This is a genomic window from Paenarthrobacter sp. NPDC089307, assembly GCF_040685055.1.
Classification (GTDB): domain Bacteria; phylum Actinomycetota; class Actinomycetes; order Actinomycetales; family Micrococcaceae; genus Arthrobacter.
In genome coordinates this window covers 60681-78217 of the sequence record NZ_JBFBHE010000008.1, presented here as the reverse complement: position 1 = coordinate 78217, position 17537 = coordinate 60681, and the positions used below count along the sequence as shown (strand labels likewise).

Below are 17537 nucleotides of genomic sequence, written 5' to 3'. Positions count from 1 at the left end.
CCAGACTGGCTGACGCTTTTTGCCCGCACGGAAGTATCCTTTCTCAAAGCAACGATCTCATCCAGCACGCTGGGGCTATAGATCCGACTAAGGAGCGAATCAAGATTCAGGGCCCATCTTGGCCACAGAGCACCTACCCGATAACTGCGTGGCCAGGTAAAGACTTTTTGTTATTAAGACCATTCGGTGAATCGTCGAACTGAATCCACGGACCAAGGCAATCTCAGGTGGTACTCGCCCTCAGTTTTTAAAAGGAGATTCCATGAGCAAGATCAGCACAATCGGAACACTCACGAGCTTGGCGTTTTGAGCGCCCTCGCATCGGGGGCGCCCGGCCCCCGTGGCTGTCGCATCAGTGGATCCTTTGATAAGAACCGCAGGCTGTGCCTGGTTGAAGTTCCAGGCTCGCGGATATCCGGCACGTCGCCTGTCCCAACAATGTGTCTCACTAGGGCATTCTCAACATCACTGATATTTGCCCTTTGATAAGACGGGAGGAGTTGATGGCTCGCCTTGGATACGCCCGCGTCAGCCTTGCTGACCAAGACACCGATTTGCAGATCCAGGAACTGGAAGCAGCTGGGTGCGAGCGAATCTATAAAGACCAAGGGATCAGCGGGACGCGGGTAAGTCGTCCGGAGCTGGACCGGATGCTGGACCGTCTCGGCTCAGGGGATGAAGTCGTGGTGTGGAAGCTGGATCGATTGGGACGAAACACTCGCCACCTGCTCGAGCTCTTGGATGATTTCAAGATGCGAGGCGTCAAGTTCCGTTCCCTAAGGGATGGCATCTCCACTGACCCGGCCAGCGAGGTCGGGGGAGCGATGGCCCAGGCGATAGTCACCATCATTTCCGCTTTCGCCCAGCTTGAACGAGACCAGCTTTCCGAGCGCATCAGGGCCGGCATGGCGGCTGCAGCTGCCAACGGCAGGAGAGCAGGACGCCGGGAGGTCACTGCTAGCCACGCGAAGGTCAAGAGGGCACATGAACTGAAGGCTCACGGTCTCAGGCCGACGGACATCGGAAAGATCATCGGAGCCAGCCGCGCCACGGTCTACCGATACCTAAGCATGGTGTCAGTTCTCGAAGTCGGCTGCACGGATGTCCGCAGTTGTCTGCACGGGCGTCGTATGGGGATCCCTAACGGGCTATTGGAGCGTCCGGAGAGCCGCAAGCTTACGGACGCATGCTCACATCCGTCTCAAGAGCATCGCAGTATGATCCCTAGGCGGTTGCTGTTGCGAGGAGTTCGTCAGTTCCGTAGCGGCGCGGACGCGCTGGGAGGATGGGTGCGTTGATCAGGGACCGGTCGTAGACAACGAGGGCGTCATTCTCGATGATCTGCTCTTTGGACGTTACGAGTCCTGTCCGCTTGTCCCGGGTCAGGCGAACCACTTTATTGTGGCGGTAGACGTTGCCGTCTGCCTCGTGGAAGTAGGCGTCTTCTTCGCGGATGTGGAACTTCACCGTGGGAACGCGTTCGGCGCGCAGTTCACCACACAAGTGCTCGTCGGTAGTGGTGACAAGGAATTGGTAGGCCTGGTCGGTGTCGTTGCGGACCCTGTAGTCCAAGTAGTTGTAGATGATCGAGGTTCCGGAACCGAAGGGAATCTGGCGGTTGAAGTCCGGGAACAAGTCCAGATCGCCGTGGTGGTGGTGTTCCACCACTGTCAGTTCGCTGTGCAGGACCATCCAATGCAGCAGGTTGGTGAACTGGCATAACCCTCCGCCGATGCCCGAGTCCGCCCGGCCATGGTTGATGACCAGTCCCTCACGGTAGCCCTTGGCTTCCGTGCAGCTGCCCACCAGTTTCCAGAACGAAAAGGTCTCTCCTGGCTGGATGACCACGGAGTTGACCAGGGGCGCCGCGATCCCGAGGCTTACGGCTTTGTTTTCCTGCAGGTGCAGGTCGACGTTGCCCAGCTTCCGCCTGATCAGTGAATTGTGGCGATAGACAACCTCCGGCAAGACCTCGTGAGGTCGTTGCCTGGCGAAGGCGGTGGGTGAGAAGAAGTCCTTGGCCTTGCGAGTGAGGATCATGCGCTGAACCGAGAGACGGTAGGTCAAAGGCGATATTTCGCAGAACAGCTTTCGTGGCAATGTTTCCCCAATAACGAGCCCGGAGCCGGGCAGCCCGACGCCGGAAACTCGGTGTCAAACGTATCTTTACAGACATTGGAGAAAACCCGAAATCGTCCGGTCAAGGATCCCTCTCTCTGCTGTGCCGGACCGTCTGAATGCAGCCCAGGCCGACGTCGTGGCCGAAGCAAAGTCTGCAGGACTGGTCATCACCGAACGGACGGCAGAGCAGGAACGCCAGCGTGCGGCGCCCTAAGCCGCTCCAGTTTTGACGGTCGGTCGTTCCTTGCCCCGTTCAGGTGAGCAGCCCCGCGTCTGTAAGTAAGGTCGTCAGCGATTTCGGGTTCGTCGCTCCAGGCCGTTACCAACTGACGGGTTAGGGGACAGGTGTCATGGGACCCCAGCCCTGGCCGACCTGGCTGCGGCCCAGCCAACCCCCGGAACCGTTGCTGGGGTACAGCCAGAGGACGCCGTTCCGGTCGGCGGCCAGGAGGTCGGTGTTGCCGTCTCCGCTGTAGTCACCGGAGCCGATGATGGCGGTCATGACGTTCCAGCCTTGGCCGATTTGGGCCCGGTCCAACCAGCCGCCTGAGCCGTTGCCCGGGTACAGCCAGAGGGCGCCGGCGGTGTCGCGGGCGAGCACGTCCATCGTCCCGTCGCCGTTGAAGTCACCGGAGCCGATGATGGCGGTCATGACGTTCCAGCCTTGGCCGATTTGGGCCCGGCCCAACCAGCCGCCCGAGCCGTTGCCCGGGTACAGCCAGAGGGCGCCGGCGGTGTCGCGGGCGAGCACGTCCATGGTCCCGTCGCCGTTGAAGTCACCGGAGCCGATGATGGTGGTCATGACGTTCCAGCCTTGGCCGATCTGGGCCCGGTTCAACCAGCCGCCGGAGCCGTTGCCCGGGTACAGCCAGAGGGCGTCGGCGGTGTCACGGGCAAGCACATCAGCAGCGCTGTCACCGTTGAAATCACCTGATCCGATGATGGCGGTCATGGCATTCCAGCCCTGCCCGACCTGGGCCCGGTCCAACCAGCCGCCTGAGCCGTTGCCCGGGTACAGCCAGAGGGTGCCTGCGGCGTCGTGTGCGAGCACATCCGTCGTGCCGTCGCCGTTGTAGTCCTTCCTCGGGGTGGCCCCGTCGAGCACCCTCAGAGTATTACTGAAGCTGGTCACGTAGATCTTGTTGGTCAACGGGTTCACCGCCACCGAATGATGGCCTCCGGCGGAAACGATCGCCGAGGTGTCTGTGGCCCCGTCGATCACCGTCACGGGGGATCTGCTGCCGTGGATGGGGCCGGTGACGTAGATTTTGTTGGTCGCCGGGTTTACAGCCAACGCACTACCGCTGCCAACTACGGTGGTTGTGCTGTTGATGGCACCGTCGACCACGGTCACACCATCGTTGCCGGAGACGTAGATTTTGTCGGTCCCAGGGTCCACCGCCACCGCGGCCGGATTACTGGCTGTGGTGAGTTCGGCGTCGATGGTGTTGGTGGGTCCATCGATCACGGTCACAATGTTGCTGTCCTGATTGGCTACGTAGATTTTGTTGGTCGCAGGGTTCACTGCCACCGACATCGGGTTGTTGCCGGTGGCTACCGGAACGGTGGTTGTGGTGTTGGTGGCGCCGTCAATTACTGCGACGATGCCGCCGCGCAAAGGGGCAACATAGATTTTGTTGGTCGCAGGGTTCACTGCCAGCTTGCCCGCCGGGGTGGGGACGGCAACGGTTGTTGTGGTGTTGGTGGCCCCGTCAATCACCGCGACACTTCGGCCACCGGAGGCGTAGATCTTGTTGGTCGATTCGTTCACGGCCAGCATCCCTGCGCCTGGGGTCACGGCGAAGCCGATGTCAGCAACGGTGTTGATGGCCCCGTCAATCACCCCCAAATAGGCGCCACAGGCACAACCGGATCCGTCACCCTTTGTGAAGTAGATTTTGTTGGTCTCCGGATTAGCAACCATCGATCCGCCCTCGCCAATCCTCTTGGTCTGGATCGTTGCAGTGGTGTTGGTGGGCCCGTCGATCACTGTCACGGTGTCGTCGTAGTTGTTGACATAAATTTTGTCAGTCGCTTGGTTCACCGCGACTGCCGCCGACATAGGCCCCGTGGGTACGGTCGTATCTGCTCGCGCCGGCTGGGCAAGCCCTCCGAGAAACATGGAGCCCAGCATCACCGTAGAGGATACTGCCGCCACAACCCTCCGCCGGGCTCCTACCCAAGAGAACCTGCGCCGCCGATCTACCTCGTCCAGGTAGAGCGTCTCGCCACCTAAGGCATCTTCGTGTTCCATGGCAGCCCCCCGTCCCGTAGTGCATTTGTCAAAACCTGCCTGCAGACTACACCTCAATGAGGTACGGCCCCCCGAGCTCAGGCGCTTAGATATTCGGTGGCCACGTTCCTGCGGCGCGGAGGTTCTGTCCGACACGATTCCTGCGCCTGTAAGCCGGTGGCTCAAGGACACGGCGTCCGGTTGGGGATCCTTCTACCGGACGCTCAGAACCGGTTCTGGACAGCTTGGATGAGCAACATAGCGCCCACGGCGGGATCCCATACAGGGTGTTCCGATACCTGCTCGGAACGCGAGTAGCTGGGGTCAACCGTTTCGTCTCTAAACGGCGTCGAGTAGTTCCAGAACTCGAGGTAGTTCCCCAACGAGCGTGCTGAATCCAGTTTTGGATGATGCCTACAGCCTGCCCAACAGCTCGGCCTTTTAGACTCAAATTCCTCTTGGCTTAGTACCCCGGCCTTGTGCAGCTCGCTAAGGCGAGTGATCTTATGTCAGGCTGAGCAGCTACGGGCTGGGGTGCCGGAGCTTGGGGCACACCAGGCGCCGTACCCCCTAGATAGGTGTGAGTGGTCGCTTCCCGCGTCAGCTCAGCCTTTCTGGCGCGAGCTGCCTGGTTTATTACATCCTGTACAGCCCTGCTCTCAGTCAGGTTCTCCATGGTGACGACTTCCATGGGCCCATCGGGCCGTTGTACGTGGACGCGAATAGTGGCCACACCGCGTGCCTTCTGGATCATTGTTTGTGACAGGTCGATATCGGTGATGTGCGCCAACGGAACCTGCTGGGAATCAGTTCGCAGTACACCGGCTTCGAAGTACAAGTAATGGCGGGTCAGTCGGTACCGTCCACCGCCGATGCCGCCAACCTGAGAGGAAGCACCTTCCTACAGCACCAAAATACGGATTTGCAGATCCGCGAACTGGAAGCGGCCGGGTGTGAGGGAATCTATAAAGACCAAGGGATCAGCGGTACTCGGGTGAGCCGTCCTGAGTTGGACCGTCTTGGCTCTGGTGATGAAGTCATGGTGTGGAAATTGGATCGGTTGGGACGAAATACTCGACACTTGCTCGAGCTCTTGGATGACTTCAAGGTGCGAGGCGTCAAGTTCCGTTCCTTCGGGATGGCATCGCGACTGATCCGGCCAGTGAAGGCGGGGGAGCGATGGCCCAGGCCATGTTTACCATCATTTCCGCGTTCGCCCAGCTTGAACGAGACCAGCTCTCCGAGCGCACCAAGGCGGGCATGGCAGCTGCAGCTGCCAACGGTAGAAGAGCGGGACGCCGAGAGGTCACTACTGACCACGAGAAGGTCAAGAGGGCGCGTGAACTGAAGACTCGCGGTCTCAAGCCGGCGGACATCGGAAAGATCATCGGAGCCAGCCGCGCCACCGTCTACCGCTACTTGGCCATGGACTCCTGAGCCACAAAGGTAACTCTCCCGGAAGTTGTTTTTGTGACTGCTTTTAGCAGCAGACGATTTGGGACAACATCTGGGACTGAAATGTTACGCGAAGCCCGCCTGCTGCTGGCACAGCAAATCCCTACCGGATGGCGATCATCCTGGGGAGATACCGCGACTTCCTTACCCGGGTGCGAAGATTAGGACAATATTTATGGGGTGGATCGCGGCCGGCCCATCATCGTTGTTAGGTGATGGGCTGGTCCGGTTCCGGGACATCGCCTTGAGGGGCGTAGGGGAGTCTTTGATGGCAGCAATCGACGATGCAGTCATGCAATTTGGCCGGTCTTGCAAAGAAAAGTTGGGACCGGGACAGGGAGAGGCTGCGCTCAGAGCGCCCTTGGAGCAGCTCCTAAGGGATTGCGGAATGGCTATCGGTCGTAAGGTCTTGCCTTACGACGAGGTCAGTGAGCTTGATGGGTCTGTTAGGCCGGACTTTGCAATAAATGTAGACGGTTTGATCAGTGGCCATATTGAGCTGAAGGCGCCCGGTGTTTCGTTGGACCCAGCGAGTTATGGCAAGTCCACCCATAACTACAAGCAGTGGCAGAAGCTCAAAGAGCTACCCAACCTGATTTACACCAACGGGATTGAGTGGCGGTTGTGGCGGACCGGTCAGCCCGTAGGTCAGCCCGTTCATCTCATTGGTGGGGCAACCTTGCAGACGGCGGGGGCCGCCCTGAAGCCCGTACCCTCATTCCAGCAACTACTGTCTGACTTTTTCGCGTGGGAGCCGGTTCCCATTAGGACAGTGGGCAAACTTGTTGAGTCCATTGCCCCGCTGACGCGGCTGCTGAAGGAGCAGATTCACGAGGGGCTGCAGGACGAACGGCGGCGGGTGAAGGCCGGCGCGGACAAGGATGATCAGATGTTCCTTGGCTTGTTGTCTGACTGGAGGAACACGCTGTTTCCGCTTGCGACGGACCCGGAGTTTGCGGACGGATTCGCACAAACGATCACCTTTGCCCTGCTACTGGCGCAAACCGAGGGCATTGATCTGAGGAGCACCTCGCTTCATGAGATTGGCAAAGCTCTGGATGCTCATGAACACTCGCTTATGGGAAAGTCCCTGCAAACCCTGACCAACCAGCTAGATGCAGCAACGCTTACGGCCGTCCAGCTACTGGTTCGCATCATTTCCGTCATCGACTGGCCGAAAATCCGCAGCATGGGAACCGACACCTACCTGCACCTATACGAGCATTTTCTTTCCGAATATGACGGCGACGCGCGGCGCAGGACGGGCTCCTACTACACGCCCTACGAAGTGGTAGAACAGATGGTCCGCCTCACCGAGGACGTACTGTCAACAGTTTGGGCAAGTCCCAGAAGTTCAGAGATCCTTCGGTCAACGTGATTGACCCCGCGGTCGGAACCGGAACGTTTCCGTTGTCGATCCTCTCGCGTACCGCAGAGGAGGCAGCTCTGGAACATGGTCCGGGAGCGGCCCCTGAAGCGCTCACAAGCCTTGCGGCTCGCCTTTACGGCTTTGAGATCCAGTCTGGGCCTTACTCTGTTGCGGAGCTTCGGTTCTCCGACGTCCTGAACAAATACAAAGCCCGTCACCCGGACGGAGGGCTGAACCTCTTCATCACCAACACCCTTGACGATCCGGAAGCGAAGCAGCCCTCGCTGAGTTCGGAGCTGCGCTTGATTGCCCGCCAGGGAATCAAAGCGAACAAGGTAAAGCGGGAGAAAAACGTCACCGTAGTTATAGGAAACCCGCCATACAAGGAGAAGGCCAAGGGACTGGGCTCTTGGGTGGAAAACGGTAACGGACTGAAGTCATCGTCATCCTTGATGGACGATTTCCGCAGCGCATCCTCGGGAGCTCATGGGAAGCACCTAAAGAACCTGTATGTGTACTTCTACCGCTGGGCATTCTGGAAGGCATTCGAATCGACCGCGATGGAGGGTATCAAAGAGGGCGACGCCGGAGTCGTCACCTTCATAACAGCGGCAGGCTATCTGCGCGGACCAGGATTCGATGAGATGAGAAGGTACATACGTCGGACCTGCAGTCATGGTTGGCTGATCGACCTAACTCCTGAAGGGAAGCGGCCTCCCGCGGAGACAGCGGTGTTTGCCATTGAAACGCCGGTAGTCATTGGCATCTTTGTTCGTAAGTCTGAGACGGATCCGACGACACCAGCGTCGATTAAGTTCACCTCTCTTTCGGGCACCCGTCAGATGAAGTTCCAGAGCCTGAGCGAGCTGGAGCTCGACGGTCCTTCGTGGCAGGACGTGCGATCTGACTGGACGGCACCATTCACGCCCGTCGCAGCGGACTGGGATTCACTTGTTGCCATCAAGGATCTCTTTCCCTGGTACTCATCAGGTATTCAGCTCAACAGAACATGGCCTGTCGGACCAACGCAGCAGGTTTTGGAAGAGCGATGGAGAACTCTTTGCCACGAGGACTCGTTGGTCCTCAAAGCAGAGCTCTTCAAGGAGAATAGAAATACCAGCCTCACCGCCGTGCCGGCCCCGCTGAAAGGGGTCAAGACGAAGCTGGACACAAGCCTTGCCATGAAGGATGAACTCGGCTTCCTTGAACCCCCAATTGAGCGGTTCCAGTACAGATCATTCGACCGCCAGTGGATCATTGCCGACTCGCGAGTCATAACTTGGCCGCGTCGCGACCTGTGGAACGCGCGTGTGCCCGGACAGGTTTTCACAATGGAAGCCAACTCCCACGTCATATCAACGGGACCCGGTCTAACCTTCAGTTCACTGGTACCGGAAACGGACGCGTTCTGGCTATGTCAACTGTTTTTGGCCCCGGTAGGGCGGTTATATCTGGCCCCGTTTGGGGTGGGCTGTTGTCCTGATTCTGATTAAGCGGAGGATGATTCCTGCAGCAAACATGAGGATTCCGAGCCCGACGGATAGCGGTGGAAGGGTTGCGACGAGGGCCACGCATGCGGCCGCGCCGAGGATCTGAAGGGCTTTGGGATAGCGGCGGTCCATGTCCGGTTGGGTGTAGGCGGCGATGTTGGCGATCAGGTAGTAGATAAGGACGCCGAAGGACGAGAATCCGATGGCCCCGCGTAGGTCGGCAACGGTGATGATCGCGCAGATCACCACGGCAAGGGTGACTTCTGCGCGGTGGGGAACTTTGTATCGGGGGTGGACGGCGGAGAGCCAGTGCGGCAGGTCGTGTTCACGGGCCATGGCCAGGCTCGTGCGCCCGAGTCCAGCGATAAGGGCGAGCAGGGCACCGAGGGCCGCGATTGCCGCGCCAACCCTGACAACGGGACCAGCCCAGGGCATGGTTCCTGACTCGACGGCAGCGGCCAGTGGTGTTGCGTTCGCAGCGACCCGCTCCGGGCCAATGCTTGCCAGCAAAGTCACGGCAATAACCGCGTAGACGATGATCGTGATGCCAAGGGCGATACTGATGGCGCGTGGGATCGTTCGTTTGGGATCGCGGACCTCCTCACCCATGGTCGCAATCCTCGCGTAGCCGGCAAACGCGAAGAACAACAGCCCCGCGGACTGCAGGATCCCATACCAACCGTGAGCGAGCAGGCCGTCCCCAAGGATCCTGGCTGGATCCGGGGCGGACCCGCCCCAGCAGGCGGCAACAGCTGTCGCGAGGGCCGCCAGCACCAGCACGACGAGGACGCGGGTTAGTCCGGCCGTGCGCGTCACGCCGTGGTAGTTCACTGCCGCGAGCACGATCACGGCCGTGATGGCCACCGGGCGTTCCCACCCTGGCGGGGCGGCATACGCAGCGAACGTCATCGCCATTGCTGCGGCGCTGGCGGTTTTGCCGATTACGAACCCCCACCCGGCCAGAAACCCAGACCAAGGTCCGAGCCGTTCACGTCCATAGACGTACGTGCCTCCGGAAGTCGGGTAGGTGGCGGCAAGCTGCGCGGAGGATGTCGCGTTGCAGAAAGCCACTACCGCGGCGACGACAAGCCCGACCAGCAGCCCTGAACCGGCTGCGGCCGCGGCAGGAGTGAAAGCCGCGAACACGCCGGCGCCGATCATCGAGCCAAGCCCGATCACAGACGCGTCAAAGGTGCCCAAACGGCGGGCCAGTGACTGGGGATTAGTCATGCAGTTGCTCCTTCGAGGATGCGGGGAGGACTTCGGCTGCAAGCTCCGCAATGGAACGACGCCCCTCGGCCAGCGCGTCCAGGCCGGCGTCCGTGGCCCGATAGACGCGCCGGGGCCGGCCGTCAACGGTCTCCTGACGGGAGACCAGCAAACCGTCCTGTTCCATCCGGTGCAGTGTCGGATACAAGGTGCCGGGCGAGACGGAGTAGCCGTGGTTGGACAGCTCTTCAGACATCCACGCGCCGTGGATGTCTTCCTCCGCTGCATGGTGGAGGATATGCAGCCGCACCGCCGCACGCATCAGTTCACGCATCTCACCCTCACGTATCGTAAACAAATATCGGATTCCGATATTTGTTTACGATACCTCAGCTGGGTAGTCAGGCGAACGTCCGGCCGCGCCCTATTAGTTCTGTGCGTTGGCGAGGCTGTGGGCGAGCCGGTAGGAGTCGGTACCCGTTTCGATGATGGTGCCGTTGAAGGTGAGGCGGTCCACAATCGCGGCGCATAGCCGCGGGTCGGTGAAGGTCTTGGTCCATCCAGAGAACGATTCATTGCTCGCGATCGCGATGGAGTTCTTTTCCTCGCGTTCGGTGAGGACCTGAAAGAGGAGTTCGGCGCCGCGGCGGTCCAGTTCCATGTATCCGAGTTCGTCGATGCAGAGCAGGTCGACCCGGCCGTAGCGGGCGATGGTCTTGGCGAGCATCTTTTCGTCGGCCGCTTCGACGAGTTCGTTGACGAGCCGTGTCGCGAGGGTGTACTTGACCCGGTAGCCCTTCTCAGCGGCCGCGGTGCCCAAGCCGATGAGCAGGTGGGACTTGCCGGTGCCGGAGTCCCCGATCAGGCACAGTGGTGCGCCTTTGCGAATCCAATCTCCGGTTGCAAGGGTGTTGATCGTGGCGGGGTTGATGTTTGGGTTCGCGTCGAAATCAAAGTCCCCAAGCCATTTATCCCGTGGAAAGTTCGCCGCTTTCACGCGCCGGATCGATGATCGCCGATCCCGGTCATCGCACTCGGCAAGCAACAGCTCGGCCAGGAACCCCTGATACGAGAGCTGCTCTTTGCCCGCGACGATCAGGGCTTCGTCCAGGACTGCCCTGACTGTGGGCAAGCGAAGGCGTCGGCAGGCCTGGTCAACGGCCGCGACCGCTGCTTGTTCGGTCAGGCCGCGGCGCCGGCGCAAGGTCGGAGTGATGGTCATCGCGGGCGTGGTGGGACTCATGAGATGTTCTCCTTCGACACAGAAACGGCATTCGTGGTTGCACGTTTGGCGAGCAGCTCGTCATAGCCGGCAATTGATGGCAGAGGCCGTGTGTCCGGTGGAAGGCCTGCGATCACCGCGGCAGGATCCGTGAGCCGACGTTGGGTGAGACTGACAACCCGATGCACTGTCACCTCATCATGGGCACCGGAATGACGATCCGCGCTGGCCCCACCCACGAGAGGGATGGTGTTGGCGGCGTGACGACGCGCCTCGACTGCGACGACATCAGCACTTACCGCTCCGACCTTGAGAGCTGCGGTCATGCCGGCCACGACGTCGTCGGCGTCCATGGAACGGTGAAGCAGGAGCACATCGATCAGTTCCCGGGTCCCTTCGGCGTCGCCGTTGACCTTGCGGGTCTCGGCCCAGAACGCCTCATGCACTGCGGTGAACGTGCTGGCCTCACGCGCCCTGGCCAACGCCGTGGACCCGGGCAGCGCCCCTGGCTTGGTCTTGAGGACCTCCAGGTAATGATCCAGTTGAACCGACTGCCCGGCTTTCGCGGCGATCCGCTGATGCCTGGCAACCACGGTCCGGCCGTCAAAGACCAGCAGTTCTGAAGCCCGGAGGGAGACCCTGAGCCGACGGCCGATAAACCGGGCCGGAACGGAATACTTGATCATCCGCACCGTGATCATCGAGGACCGGTCCACCCGTGGCGTCAGCACCAGACCTGGATCGAATACCTCTGCCGGCAACGGTGCCAGAAGTGGCTGCTCGGCCTCGAAGTCCTGGCCGATGGTGCGGATCCGGTCATTGATCCGGCGCCGCGCATCGACCTCTTCCCAGGCCTTGATCTTCGTGTTCAGCTCGTCCAAAGACTTCACGACCGGCATTGGGGAGAGCCTGTTACGGCGGAACCAGCCAACCTCACCCTCGACACCGCCCTTTTCATGGGCCCCGCTGATCCCCGGCTGACAGTAGAAGGCATCAAAGCCGTAATGGGATTTGAACAGCACCCAGCGGTCATTCTCTTTACGTTGCCGGCCCTGGCCGAAAACAACGGCCGTCACCGCACTGGTGAGGTTGTCATAGCGGATGTGCTTAGTCGGGACGCCACCAAGGACGCTGAATGCCTCGATGTGGCCTTCCAGGAACGCTTCCTGGGCCTGCGTCGGATAAATCCGGTGGATAGCTTTGCCCGAGTGGGAGAGCCGGAGGATGAACATGTGGCACTTCGTTTTCACCCCGTCCAGAACCACCCAGACCTCGCCGAAGTCCACCTCGGCTTCAGCACCCGGGGCATGATCCTGCGGAATGAAAACCTCATGCCGGCGGCCCGCCTCAACATCGATCTCGGCCCGGCGCACACGAACATAGTCCCGGACCGTCGAATACGACAACACATGGGCATCGTGTTCCTGAAGGAGCCGTGCCAAGATCCGTCGCGCGGTATGGCGCTGTTTGCGCGGCGCCGTCGTGTCCTCGATCAGCATCTGATCGATCGCGGCCTTGAACGGCTCCAATCGATGGGACACACCCCGGCGCGGTTTGCGCTCCGGCGGTTCAGCGGATTCAAGGGCTTGCCGAACGGTTCGCCGATGGACACCATGGCGACGTGCGAGTTCACGGATCGATAAGCCCTCGATCCTGGAATCCCTGCGGATCTTCGCGAACAACTCCACCCGTGCACCCATCCGGACCTCCAACAAGGCTCGTTCCAGCAATTGGAAACAAGCCTCAAGTGGGGCCACTTATAACCGTCACAACCACACCGGCGAGTCAGAAAGTGGGGCCAGAAATAACCGTCCTACCGGGGCCAAATAAACCTGTCACAGTCAGCGTTCCGAGCTAACGGAGCCAGCCGAGTTTCGCCTCTTTTGAACCCGGATGGAACACCCAACCTGGCAGAGGGTTTCCTCGAGGCCATGGGGCAGGTACTCGGAACTGGCGTGGGCGCAGCTGACGTCATTTCCTACATTGCAGGCGTGGTCTCACACACGGGGTTTACAAGTCACCTTGCTGAAGAGCTCGAAACGCCGGGAATTCGGGTGCCGTTCACGGCGGAGAACGAGCTGTGGGACCAAGCGGTGCGGCTAGGGGAAGAAGTGATTTGGCTACACAGCTATGGGGAGCTTTTTCACGACAAATTTGGCCGCGACGTCAAAAAGGGATTTGACGGCGTTCTGCCTAGCTACCAGTCCACTGTTAGCGAGATGCCGGAAACAAAGTCTTATGATCCGCAGACCAGGATTCTTAGGGTCGGCACGTCGGGGGCCTGGCACAATGTCGCACCCGAGGTCGCGGCCTACGATGTGGGTGGTAGCAAAATTCTGGATCTCTGGTTCAAATTTCGCCAGCGGAACCCCAAAGGTCGTAAGGGATCTCCGCTGGATGACATTAACCAGATTGTCTGGCCCGCAGAGTGGTCGCAGGAACTTACAGAACTGCTTGTGGTCCTCACCCGGCTGAGAGCACTGGAGACTGAGCAAGCCTCTCTGCTGAAAAGAATCATGGGCGGATCAATTCTTACCAAAGACAGCAAGGAACTCTCATCGGTCAAATTCGGCGCGAGCAAACTCAAACCGAAGTATCCGATGACAAGTACTGCGGACCAGTTGAGTATTTACCCTGAGAGCGGGGTTTAGCTGGCTGCGGATCGGTCGTAGTCCGGGGACGACTGGGGCGAAGTCCCGGCTCTCAAGCGGCTTTGGGCTGTCGGACGTTGGCAGCGCCATCTTGTCTCGCTGGACGGGTACACAGCCGATGGCGGGACAGGTGTCTCGCTGGACGGCGTCCCAGTTCCAAGGAAGTGGGACGGGGAGCGGGCACCTTCCTGGCCGTCGGGAGGAAGGAAAGTCGGAGGCCTTGATGGCTAACTTGGCGACCACTCCACCTACTGCTGCTCGAATGTCCTCCTTGCACAGAAGGGGCCACCGGTAGGTGACCCCTTCTGTGGTTCGTCAGTCAGATGTCGAGCGTTTTTGGGCGATTATTGCTATCGGGCTTTAGGTGATTGCCGTACGGGATTCTGTGGAGTCATTTGCAGATTACATCGGGCCAGCCGTCCATGACGACGTTCCAGCTGGCACCTCCGTAGAGGCGCGAGGACAAGCAACCCTTGTCGCTCTTCCAGCTGGTTCCGGCGGAAGCTGTCCCCATACTCCCGAACTTCATATAGAAGGAGATTGGTGCATTGAGTTCGGCGATGGCATTACCGGATTCGGGAAACGTTCCGAGCTTCTTCGGGGCCGTTGTTTCCTTCAGTTGCTGGGAAGCATCCGGAGCAAGGGTTGCGCCTTCGACTGAACCAAGCTCGACGGCACAGTAGGACGGTTTTTGCCAGTCGGCACCTGTGACTGAGATTCCGTTGTAGCCATCGCAAGCGGCGGATTCAAGTGGGTAGACGGCCATGACGCTGGCGCCGGGCGTCTTGGTCTGGCGGCCGGCTGTCGTGTTGGTGACAGTGCCAGAGACTGTCGAGCTGGAGATTGCGTGGAGCTTACTCGGGGGCGCATCCTTGACGTCTTTGGTGAAGGGCTCAAGCTTTCCCTGCACCTTCAACTGCGCAGTGTAGCCCTCGTCATTGGTAACAACAGCGCTTGTCGAGAACGCGGCAGCCAGTCCCAGCGCAAGTGCCTTGGTCGGGTCGGTGCCTGCGCCTGAAGTGGACCCCGGAACGGTGGCACGAGCCATAGCCTGGGCCTTTTCAGCTTTCAATGCGAAATCGATTTTTGCCTGAGCCCCTTGCGTGTACGCGGGAAGGACAGACTGGTTCCACCCGAAGGAGCTGTTATCTCCAGTCACCTGCACCGCGGTGCTCTTCGTCCAGCCACTGAAAGTGTCCGGAAGATCGAAGTCGTTACCGGTAGTGTCGGTAGTGGCTTGACTGCTTATGGGATCGGTACCTTTCAGGGGTGTTCCTCCTGCCAACTTCGCCCAAGCGGTGATGTCGGCGGTCGTCAACCTGGCCGGGCGGTTGACGTTGAAGTACCACACCATGACGCGCTGGTATTTGTCACTTGAATTGTTTGAAGTCCCTGGCGGGCTGTACAGGTACGCGCAGCCTCCTGGGGGCAGCGGTGTCTTCACCTCTGAGTCGAGGAGTTTGGCATCGATGGCGGCAGTGAACCAATTCGGGTCTTCCACCCAGGCCTGACCCAGCTCCTTCACGGGTGGGCAGCCGTCCGGGACTGGAAGTACGGTAGGGGATGCGGACGGCGAGGAAACGGCCACCTGCGTAGCTGCTGATGATGAATCTGGCGATTGTCCGCATCCTGTCATTAATGCGGTCATTGCCACGATCGCCAGTGCGGATGCGGAGGAGCGGAAGATGCGTTTCGGCATAGATGTTCCGTTCTGTGATGCTGCTGAAGGCCAGATTCCCACTAGTCCCTCGGTCAGCGGATTGGCGGTTCCACTTGGTTGTAACTCGAGGGCCCAGACCGTAGCCTGCGCTGGTTTCTGTCCCCCAACGTGCATCGTAAGCCACGTCGGGGACCGGGAAGGGACTGAGTCACCATATTTCGCGCAGTGGGGCAGGCCGGGACGATGCAAGCGCATGGAAGGCCAACGAGGTCCGCCAGCCGCTCGGTGTGAGGGACGCTGACGCGAGAGGGGCGTCCACCGCCGCGTGCTGAGGATCGACCTCAGCCCGGCAGGCTGCGCCTGTTCAGGACGTACCGTAGTAGTCCCACCGTCTACCTCTTCTTCTGAAACAAGTGGTCCCGCCTGGGATTGGGGGCTACCAGGCGGGACAAAAACCACCCTACCGGCAAACGCTGACAGTTCCAGCAACGACACATGCTCGCTGAGGCTCGCACCCCTTTGGGCGTCCTCTCCGCTTCGCTCCGTGGCCGGCTGTTGGGCGCTGCCGGTCCGTCGCAGAGCTCCTGCCCGTCATCACCTGTTGTGTCTACGACGATGCTCCTATAGTCGTCAAACTGCACTTCGATCTGGATTTATTAGGTTTCCTTAAGTCCTGTTCGGGTTTGTGGGCTATGTCCTGTCGTCAGTTCAACGGTCGATCGAGGCCATGTTGGTCTCGTCGTGGCGTTCTCCGGCGGCGAAGGGCCGCTCAGTCCGTCAATCCTGTCCAGGGCCGTGGTTGAATTTTGTACCCTGACCCATCGCATAGAACTGGCCACCTGCGACATAGTGCACGGTGCGCAGTTCTTCAGGCGCCTCATCGAAAATCCAATGCCTGCCGTCAAAAACGCGACTGTCTGCCCAGGCCGACACGATTTCGCCCATGAAAGAATCAAATTGTTGTTCTTGTTGTGCATTGGGGACAACTTTACACAGCAGGTATCCAGCGCTACCGGTCACTAGGGGGATATCACAGCCGTCCTGGTAGAAAAGTGGCATATTCTCCAGCTTTTTGGGCGATATGAATTTGCTGTGCCCACCTACATACAGCACGGTTTCCATCTGCTGAACGGTCGGAATATGCACCACGAAGTAGCCGCTCTTCTCCACCAGTTTTCGCGTGTAGGATTGCGTGCCAAGATAGGCAATCACCTTGTTCGGCCCACCCAGGCCGACCCATGCCGCCGCCATCACGTCTGCATCATCTTGGTGCTTGGCCGAAAGCATGGTCGTTGCGCCGAGCTGGAGCAGCCGGTAGGCCTTGCTCAATTCAACAGGTCGAATTGTCGTCATTTCAAACGTCCTCCATGAGCGGAGAGGACGCGGCCTTCGCTCCAAGCGTCGCCCACCCTGTTGCCTAGTGTGAAATATCCTCGACTGAAGGAGTCGAAGAAGATCATGCCCAACTTGCCTGCATCGACTTGACCGCTCGCATCTAGCACCGATTCATCGACGGAGACGTTGGCAATTCGCCCAATGACCGTATGGATGTGCTGCTCGTACAGGACGTCCACCAACTCACACTCGATCACCAACGTGCTGCCATCAATGATCGGGGCGTTGACATGCTTGGCTTTCTGGACGGTCAAGCCTGTCTTTTCAAACTTGTAAGGTACCTGATACCCAGAATAGGTGCCAAAGAAGTCGGCATACGGCATCAATTCCTCCGTTGCCAGCGTCACTCTGAAGGCTTTCATTGCCTCAATGTTTCGATGGGTCTTCTTGTTCGTGTTGATATTGAGGTTGATGTAGCCGCCGTGATTAAGTGCGCCCCAGTGGGAATTCATGAAATTCACTCTGCCGACTTCATCGTAGGTTCCGATCATGAAGAGTGGCGTGGGATGACCGTAGCCGAATTCTCGCGCAGTCAAGTCTTTCAAATTGCTCATTTCAGGTTAAATTCATCTCTCTACGTGGTGCGTGATCTCCATAGCCATCGAAAATCAGCCACGAGAACATGGCTGGGAATCTCAAGGACTGCAAGAGCACTCGGTCCGGTAGTTCACGAGCCGAGCCTGTTGAGGAACCGCCGCGTCGACGGGCACGCTTGTCAGCGTAAACTTTGAC

15 protein-coding genes and 1 pseudogene are annotated in these 17537 nt (G+C 59.5%); 6 read left to right on the top strand and 10 right to left on the bottom strand.

The annotated features are described in order from the left end of the window. The first annotated feature begins 503 nt into the window (after positions 1–503). Positions 504–1298, top strand: a complete 795-nt coding sequence (locus AB0N72_RS18965; RefSeq protein ID WP_363933958.1) for a recombinase family protein — start codon at positions 504–506, stop codon at positions 1296–1298. Here AB0N72_RS18965 and AB0N72_RS18960 read toward each other — a convergent pair. From AB0N72_RS18960 to AB0N72_RS18950, 3 genes are all read right to left on the bottom strand, one after another. Beyond that, positions 1225–2040 (bottom strand): VanW family protein, encoded by an 816-nt coding sequence (locus AB0N72_RS18960; RefSeq protein WP_363933957.1) that lies wholly within the window; start codon positions 2038–2040, stop codon positions 1225–1227. The genes AB0N72_RS18965 and AB0N72_RS18960 overlap by 74 nt on opposite strands. Before the next feature lie 415 nt (positions 2041–2455). After that, positions 2456–4375 carry an FG-GAP-like repeat-containing protein gene (locus AB0N72_RS18955; protein ID WP_363933955.1) on the bottom strand — a complete coding sequence of 640 codons (1920 nt, stop codon included), beginning with the start codon at positions 4373–4375 and terminating at the stop codon, positions 2456–2458. Positions 4376–4817: 442 nt separating this feature from the next. Further along, positions 4818–5207, bottom strand: a complete 390-nt coding sequence (locus tag AB0N72_RS18950) for a PH domain-containing protein (protein ID WP_363934169.1) — start codon at positions 5205–5207, stop codon at positions 4818–4820. On the opposite strand from AB0N72_RS18950, the pseudogene AB0N72_RS18945 reads away from it, so the two are divergent. From AB0N72_RS18945 to AB0N72_RS18930, 4 genes and pseudogenes are all read left to right on the top strand, one after another. Next, positions 5196–5426: pseudogene (locus tag AB0N72_RS18945) on the top strand (recombinase family protein); the annotation flags it as partial. The gene AB0N72_RS18950 and the pseudogene AB0N72_RS18945 sit on opposite strands and share 12 nt — an antisense overlap. A gap of 119 nt (positions 5427–5545) precedes the next feature. After that, positions 5546–5791, top strand: coding sequence for a recombinase family protein (locus AB0N72_RS18940; protein ID WP_363933953.1), 246 nt, complete (start codon positions 5546–5548; stop codon positions 5789–5791). Positions 5792–6077: 286 nt separating this feature from the next. Continuing rightward, positions 6078–7187 carry an N-6 DNA methylase gene (locus AB0N72_RS18935; protein ID WP_363933951.1) on the top strand — a complete coding sequence of 370 codons (1110 nt, stop codon included), beginning with the start codon at positions 6078–6080 and terminating at the stop codon, positions 7185–7187. Continuing rightward, complete coding sequence (locus tag AB0N72_RS18930) at positions 7145–8671, top strand: type ISP restriction/modification enzyme (protein WP_363933949.1); 1527 nt, start codon at positions 7145–7147, stop codon at positions 8669–8671. Before AB0N72_RS18935 ends, AB0N72_RS18930 begins: the two co-directional genes overlap by 43 nt. Here the strand turns inward: AB0N72_RS18930 and AB0N72_RS18925 are convergent. From AB0N72_RS18925 to istA, 4 genes are all read right to left on the bottom strand, one after another. Further along, complete coding sequence (locus AB0N72_RS18925) at positions 8624–9898, bottom strand: APC family permease (RefSeq protein ID WP_216925948.1); 1275 nt, start codon at positions 9896–9898, stop codon at positions 8624–8626. The genes AB0N72_RS18930 and AB0N72_RS18925 overlap by 48 nt on opposite strands. Then, positions 9891–10211: a PadR family transcriptional regulator gene (locus AB0N72_RS18920; RefSeq protein ID WP_216925947.1), complete on the bottom strand. Its 321-nt coding sequence runs from the start codon at positions 10209–10211 to the stop codon at positions 9891–9893. The genes AB0N72_RS18925 and AB0N72_RS18920 overlap by 8 nt, the downstream gene beginning before the upstream one ends. 93 nt (positions 10212–10304) lie before the next feature. Continuing rightward, positions 10305–11120 (bottom strand): IS21-like element helper ATPase IstB, encoded by an 816-nt coding sequence (istB, locus tag AB0N72_RS18915; protein ID WP_216925946.1) that lies wholly within the window; start codon positions 11118–11120, stop codon positions 10305–10307. Then, positions 11117–12799, bottom strand: a complete 1683-nt coding sequence (istA, locus tag AB0N72_RS18910; RefSeq protein WP_363933947.1) for an IS21 family transposase — start codon at positions 12797–12799, stop codon at positions 11117–11119. Before istA ends, istB begins: the two co-directional genes overlap by 4 nt. 126 nt (positions 12800–12925) lie before the next feature. Here istA and AB0N72_RS18905 point away from each other — a divergent pair, with 126 nt between their 5' ends. After that, the gene (locus AB0N72_RS18905; protein ID WP_363934167.1) at positions 12926–13750 is read left to right on the top strand and encodes a type ISP restriction/modification enzyme; all 825 of its coding nucleotides are present in this window, start codon (positions 12926–12928) and stop codon (positions 13748–13750) included. Between the two features lie 391 nt (positions 13751–14141). Here AB0N72_RS18905 and AB0N72_RS18900 read toward each other — a convergent pair whose 3' ends face one another. From AB0N72_RS18900 to AB0N72_RS18890, 3 genes are all read right to left on the bottom strand, one after another. After that, on the bottom strand, positions 14142–15275 hold the full coding sequence (locus AB0N72_RS18900; protein ID WP_363933946.1) for a hypothetical protein: 1134 nt from the start codon (positions 15273–15275) through the stop codon (positions 14142–14144). 912 nt (positions 15276–16187) lie between these two features. Continuing rightward, positions 16188–16763 carry a flavin reductase gene (locus tag AB0N72_RS18895; RefSeq protein WP_363933945.1) on the bottom strand — a complete coding sequence of 192 codons (576 nt, stop codon included), beginning with the start codon at positions 16761–16763 and terminating at the stop codon, positions 16188–16190. Further along, entirely contained in the window at positions 16760–17359 is a 600-nt protein-coding gene (locus AB0N72_RS18890; protein ID WP_363933943.1) for a flavin reductase, read from the bottom strand. Before AB0N72_RS18890 ends, AB0N72_RS18895 begins: the two co-directional genes overlap by 4 nt. Positions 17360–17537: the final 178 nt, after the last annotated feature.

What these genes read in the sequence shown, in the direction of transcription:
- AB0N72_RS18965 (WP_363933958.1), top strand. Translation starts at nt 504, where the DNA reads ATGGCTCGCCTTGGATACGCCCGCGTCAGCCTTGCTGACCAAGACACC.
- AB0N72_RS18960 (WP_363933957.1), bottom strand. Translation starts at nt 2,040, where the DNA reads ATGATCCTCACTCGCAAGGCCAAGGACTTCTTCTCACCCACCGCCTTC.
- AB0N72_RS18920 (WP_216925947.1), bottom strand. Translation starts at nt 10,211, where the DNA reads ATGCGTGAACTGATGCGTGCGGCGGTGCGGCTGCATATCCTCCACCAT.
- AB0N72_RS18890 (WP_363933943.1), bottom strand. Translation starts at nt 17,359, where the DNA reads ATGAGCAATTTGAAAGACTTGACTGCGCGAGAATTCGGCTACGGTCAT.
- istA (WP_363933947.1), bottom strand. Translation starts at nt 12,799, where the DNA reads ATGGGTGCACGGGTGGAGTTGTTCGCGAAGATCCGCAGGGATTCCAGG.
- AB0N72_RS18940 (WP_363933953.1), top strand. Translation starts at nt 5,546, where the DNA reads ATGTTTACCATCATTTCCGCGTTCGCCCAGCTTGAACGAGACCAGCTC.
- AB0N72_RS18925 (WP_216925948.1), bottom strand. Translation starts at nt 9,898, where the DNA reads ATGACTAATCCCCAGTCACTGGCCCGCCGTTTGGGCACCTTTGACGCG.
- istB (WP_216925946.1), bottom strand. Translation starts at nt 11,120, where the DNA reads ATGAGTCCCACCACGCCCGCGATGACCATCACTCCGACCTTGCGCCGG.
- AB0N72_RS18895 (WP_363933945.1), bottom strand. Translation starts at nt 16,763, where the DNA reads ATGACGACAATTCGACCTGTTGAATTGAGCAAGGCCTACCGGCTGCTC.
- AB0N72_RS18935 (WP_363933951.1), top strand. Translation starts at nt 6,078, where the DNA reads ATGGCAGCAATCGACGATGCAGTCATGCAATTTGGCCGGTCTTGCAAA.
- AB0N72_RS18955 (WP_363933955.1), bottom strand. Translation starts at nt 4,375, where the DNA reads ATGGAACACGAAGATGCCTTAGGTGGCGAGACGCTCTACCTGGACGAG.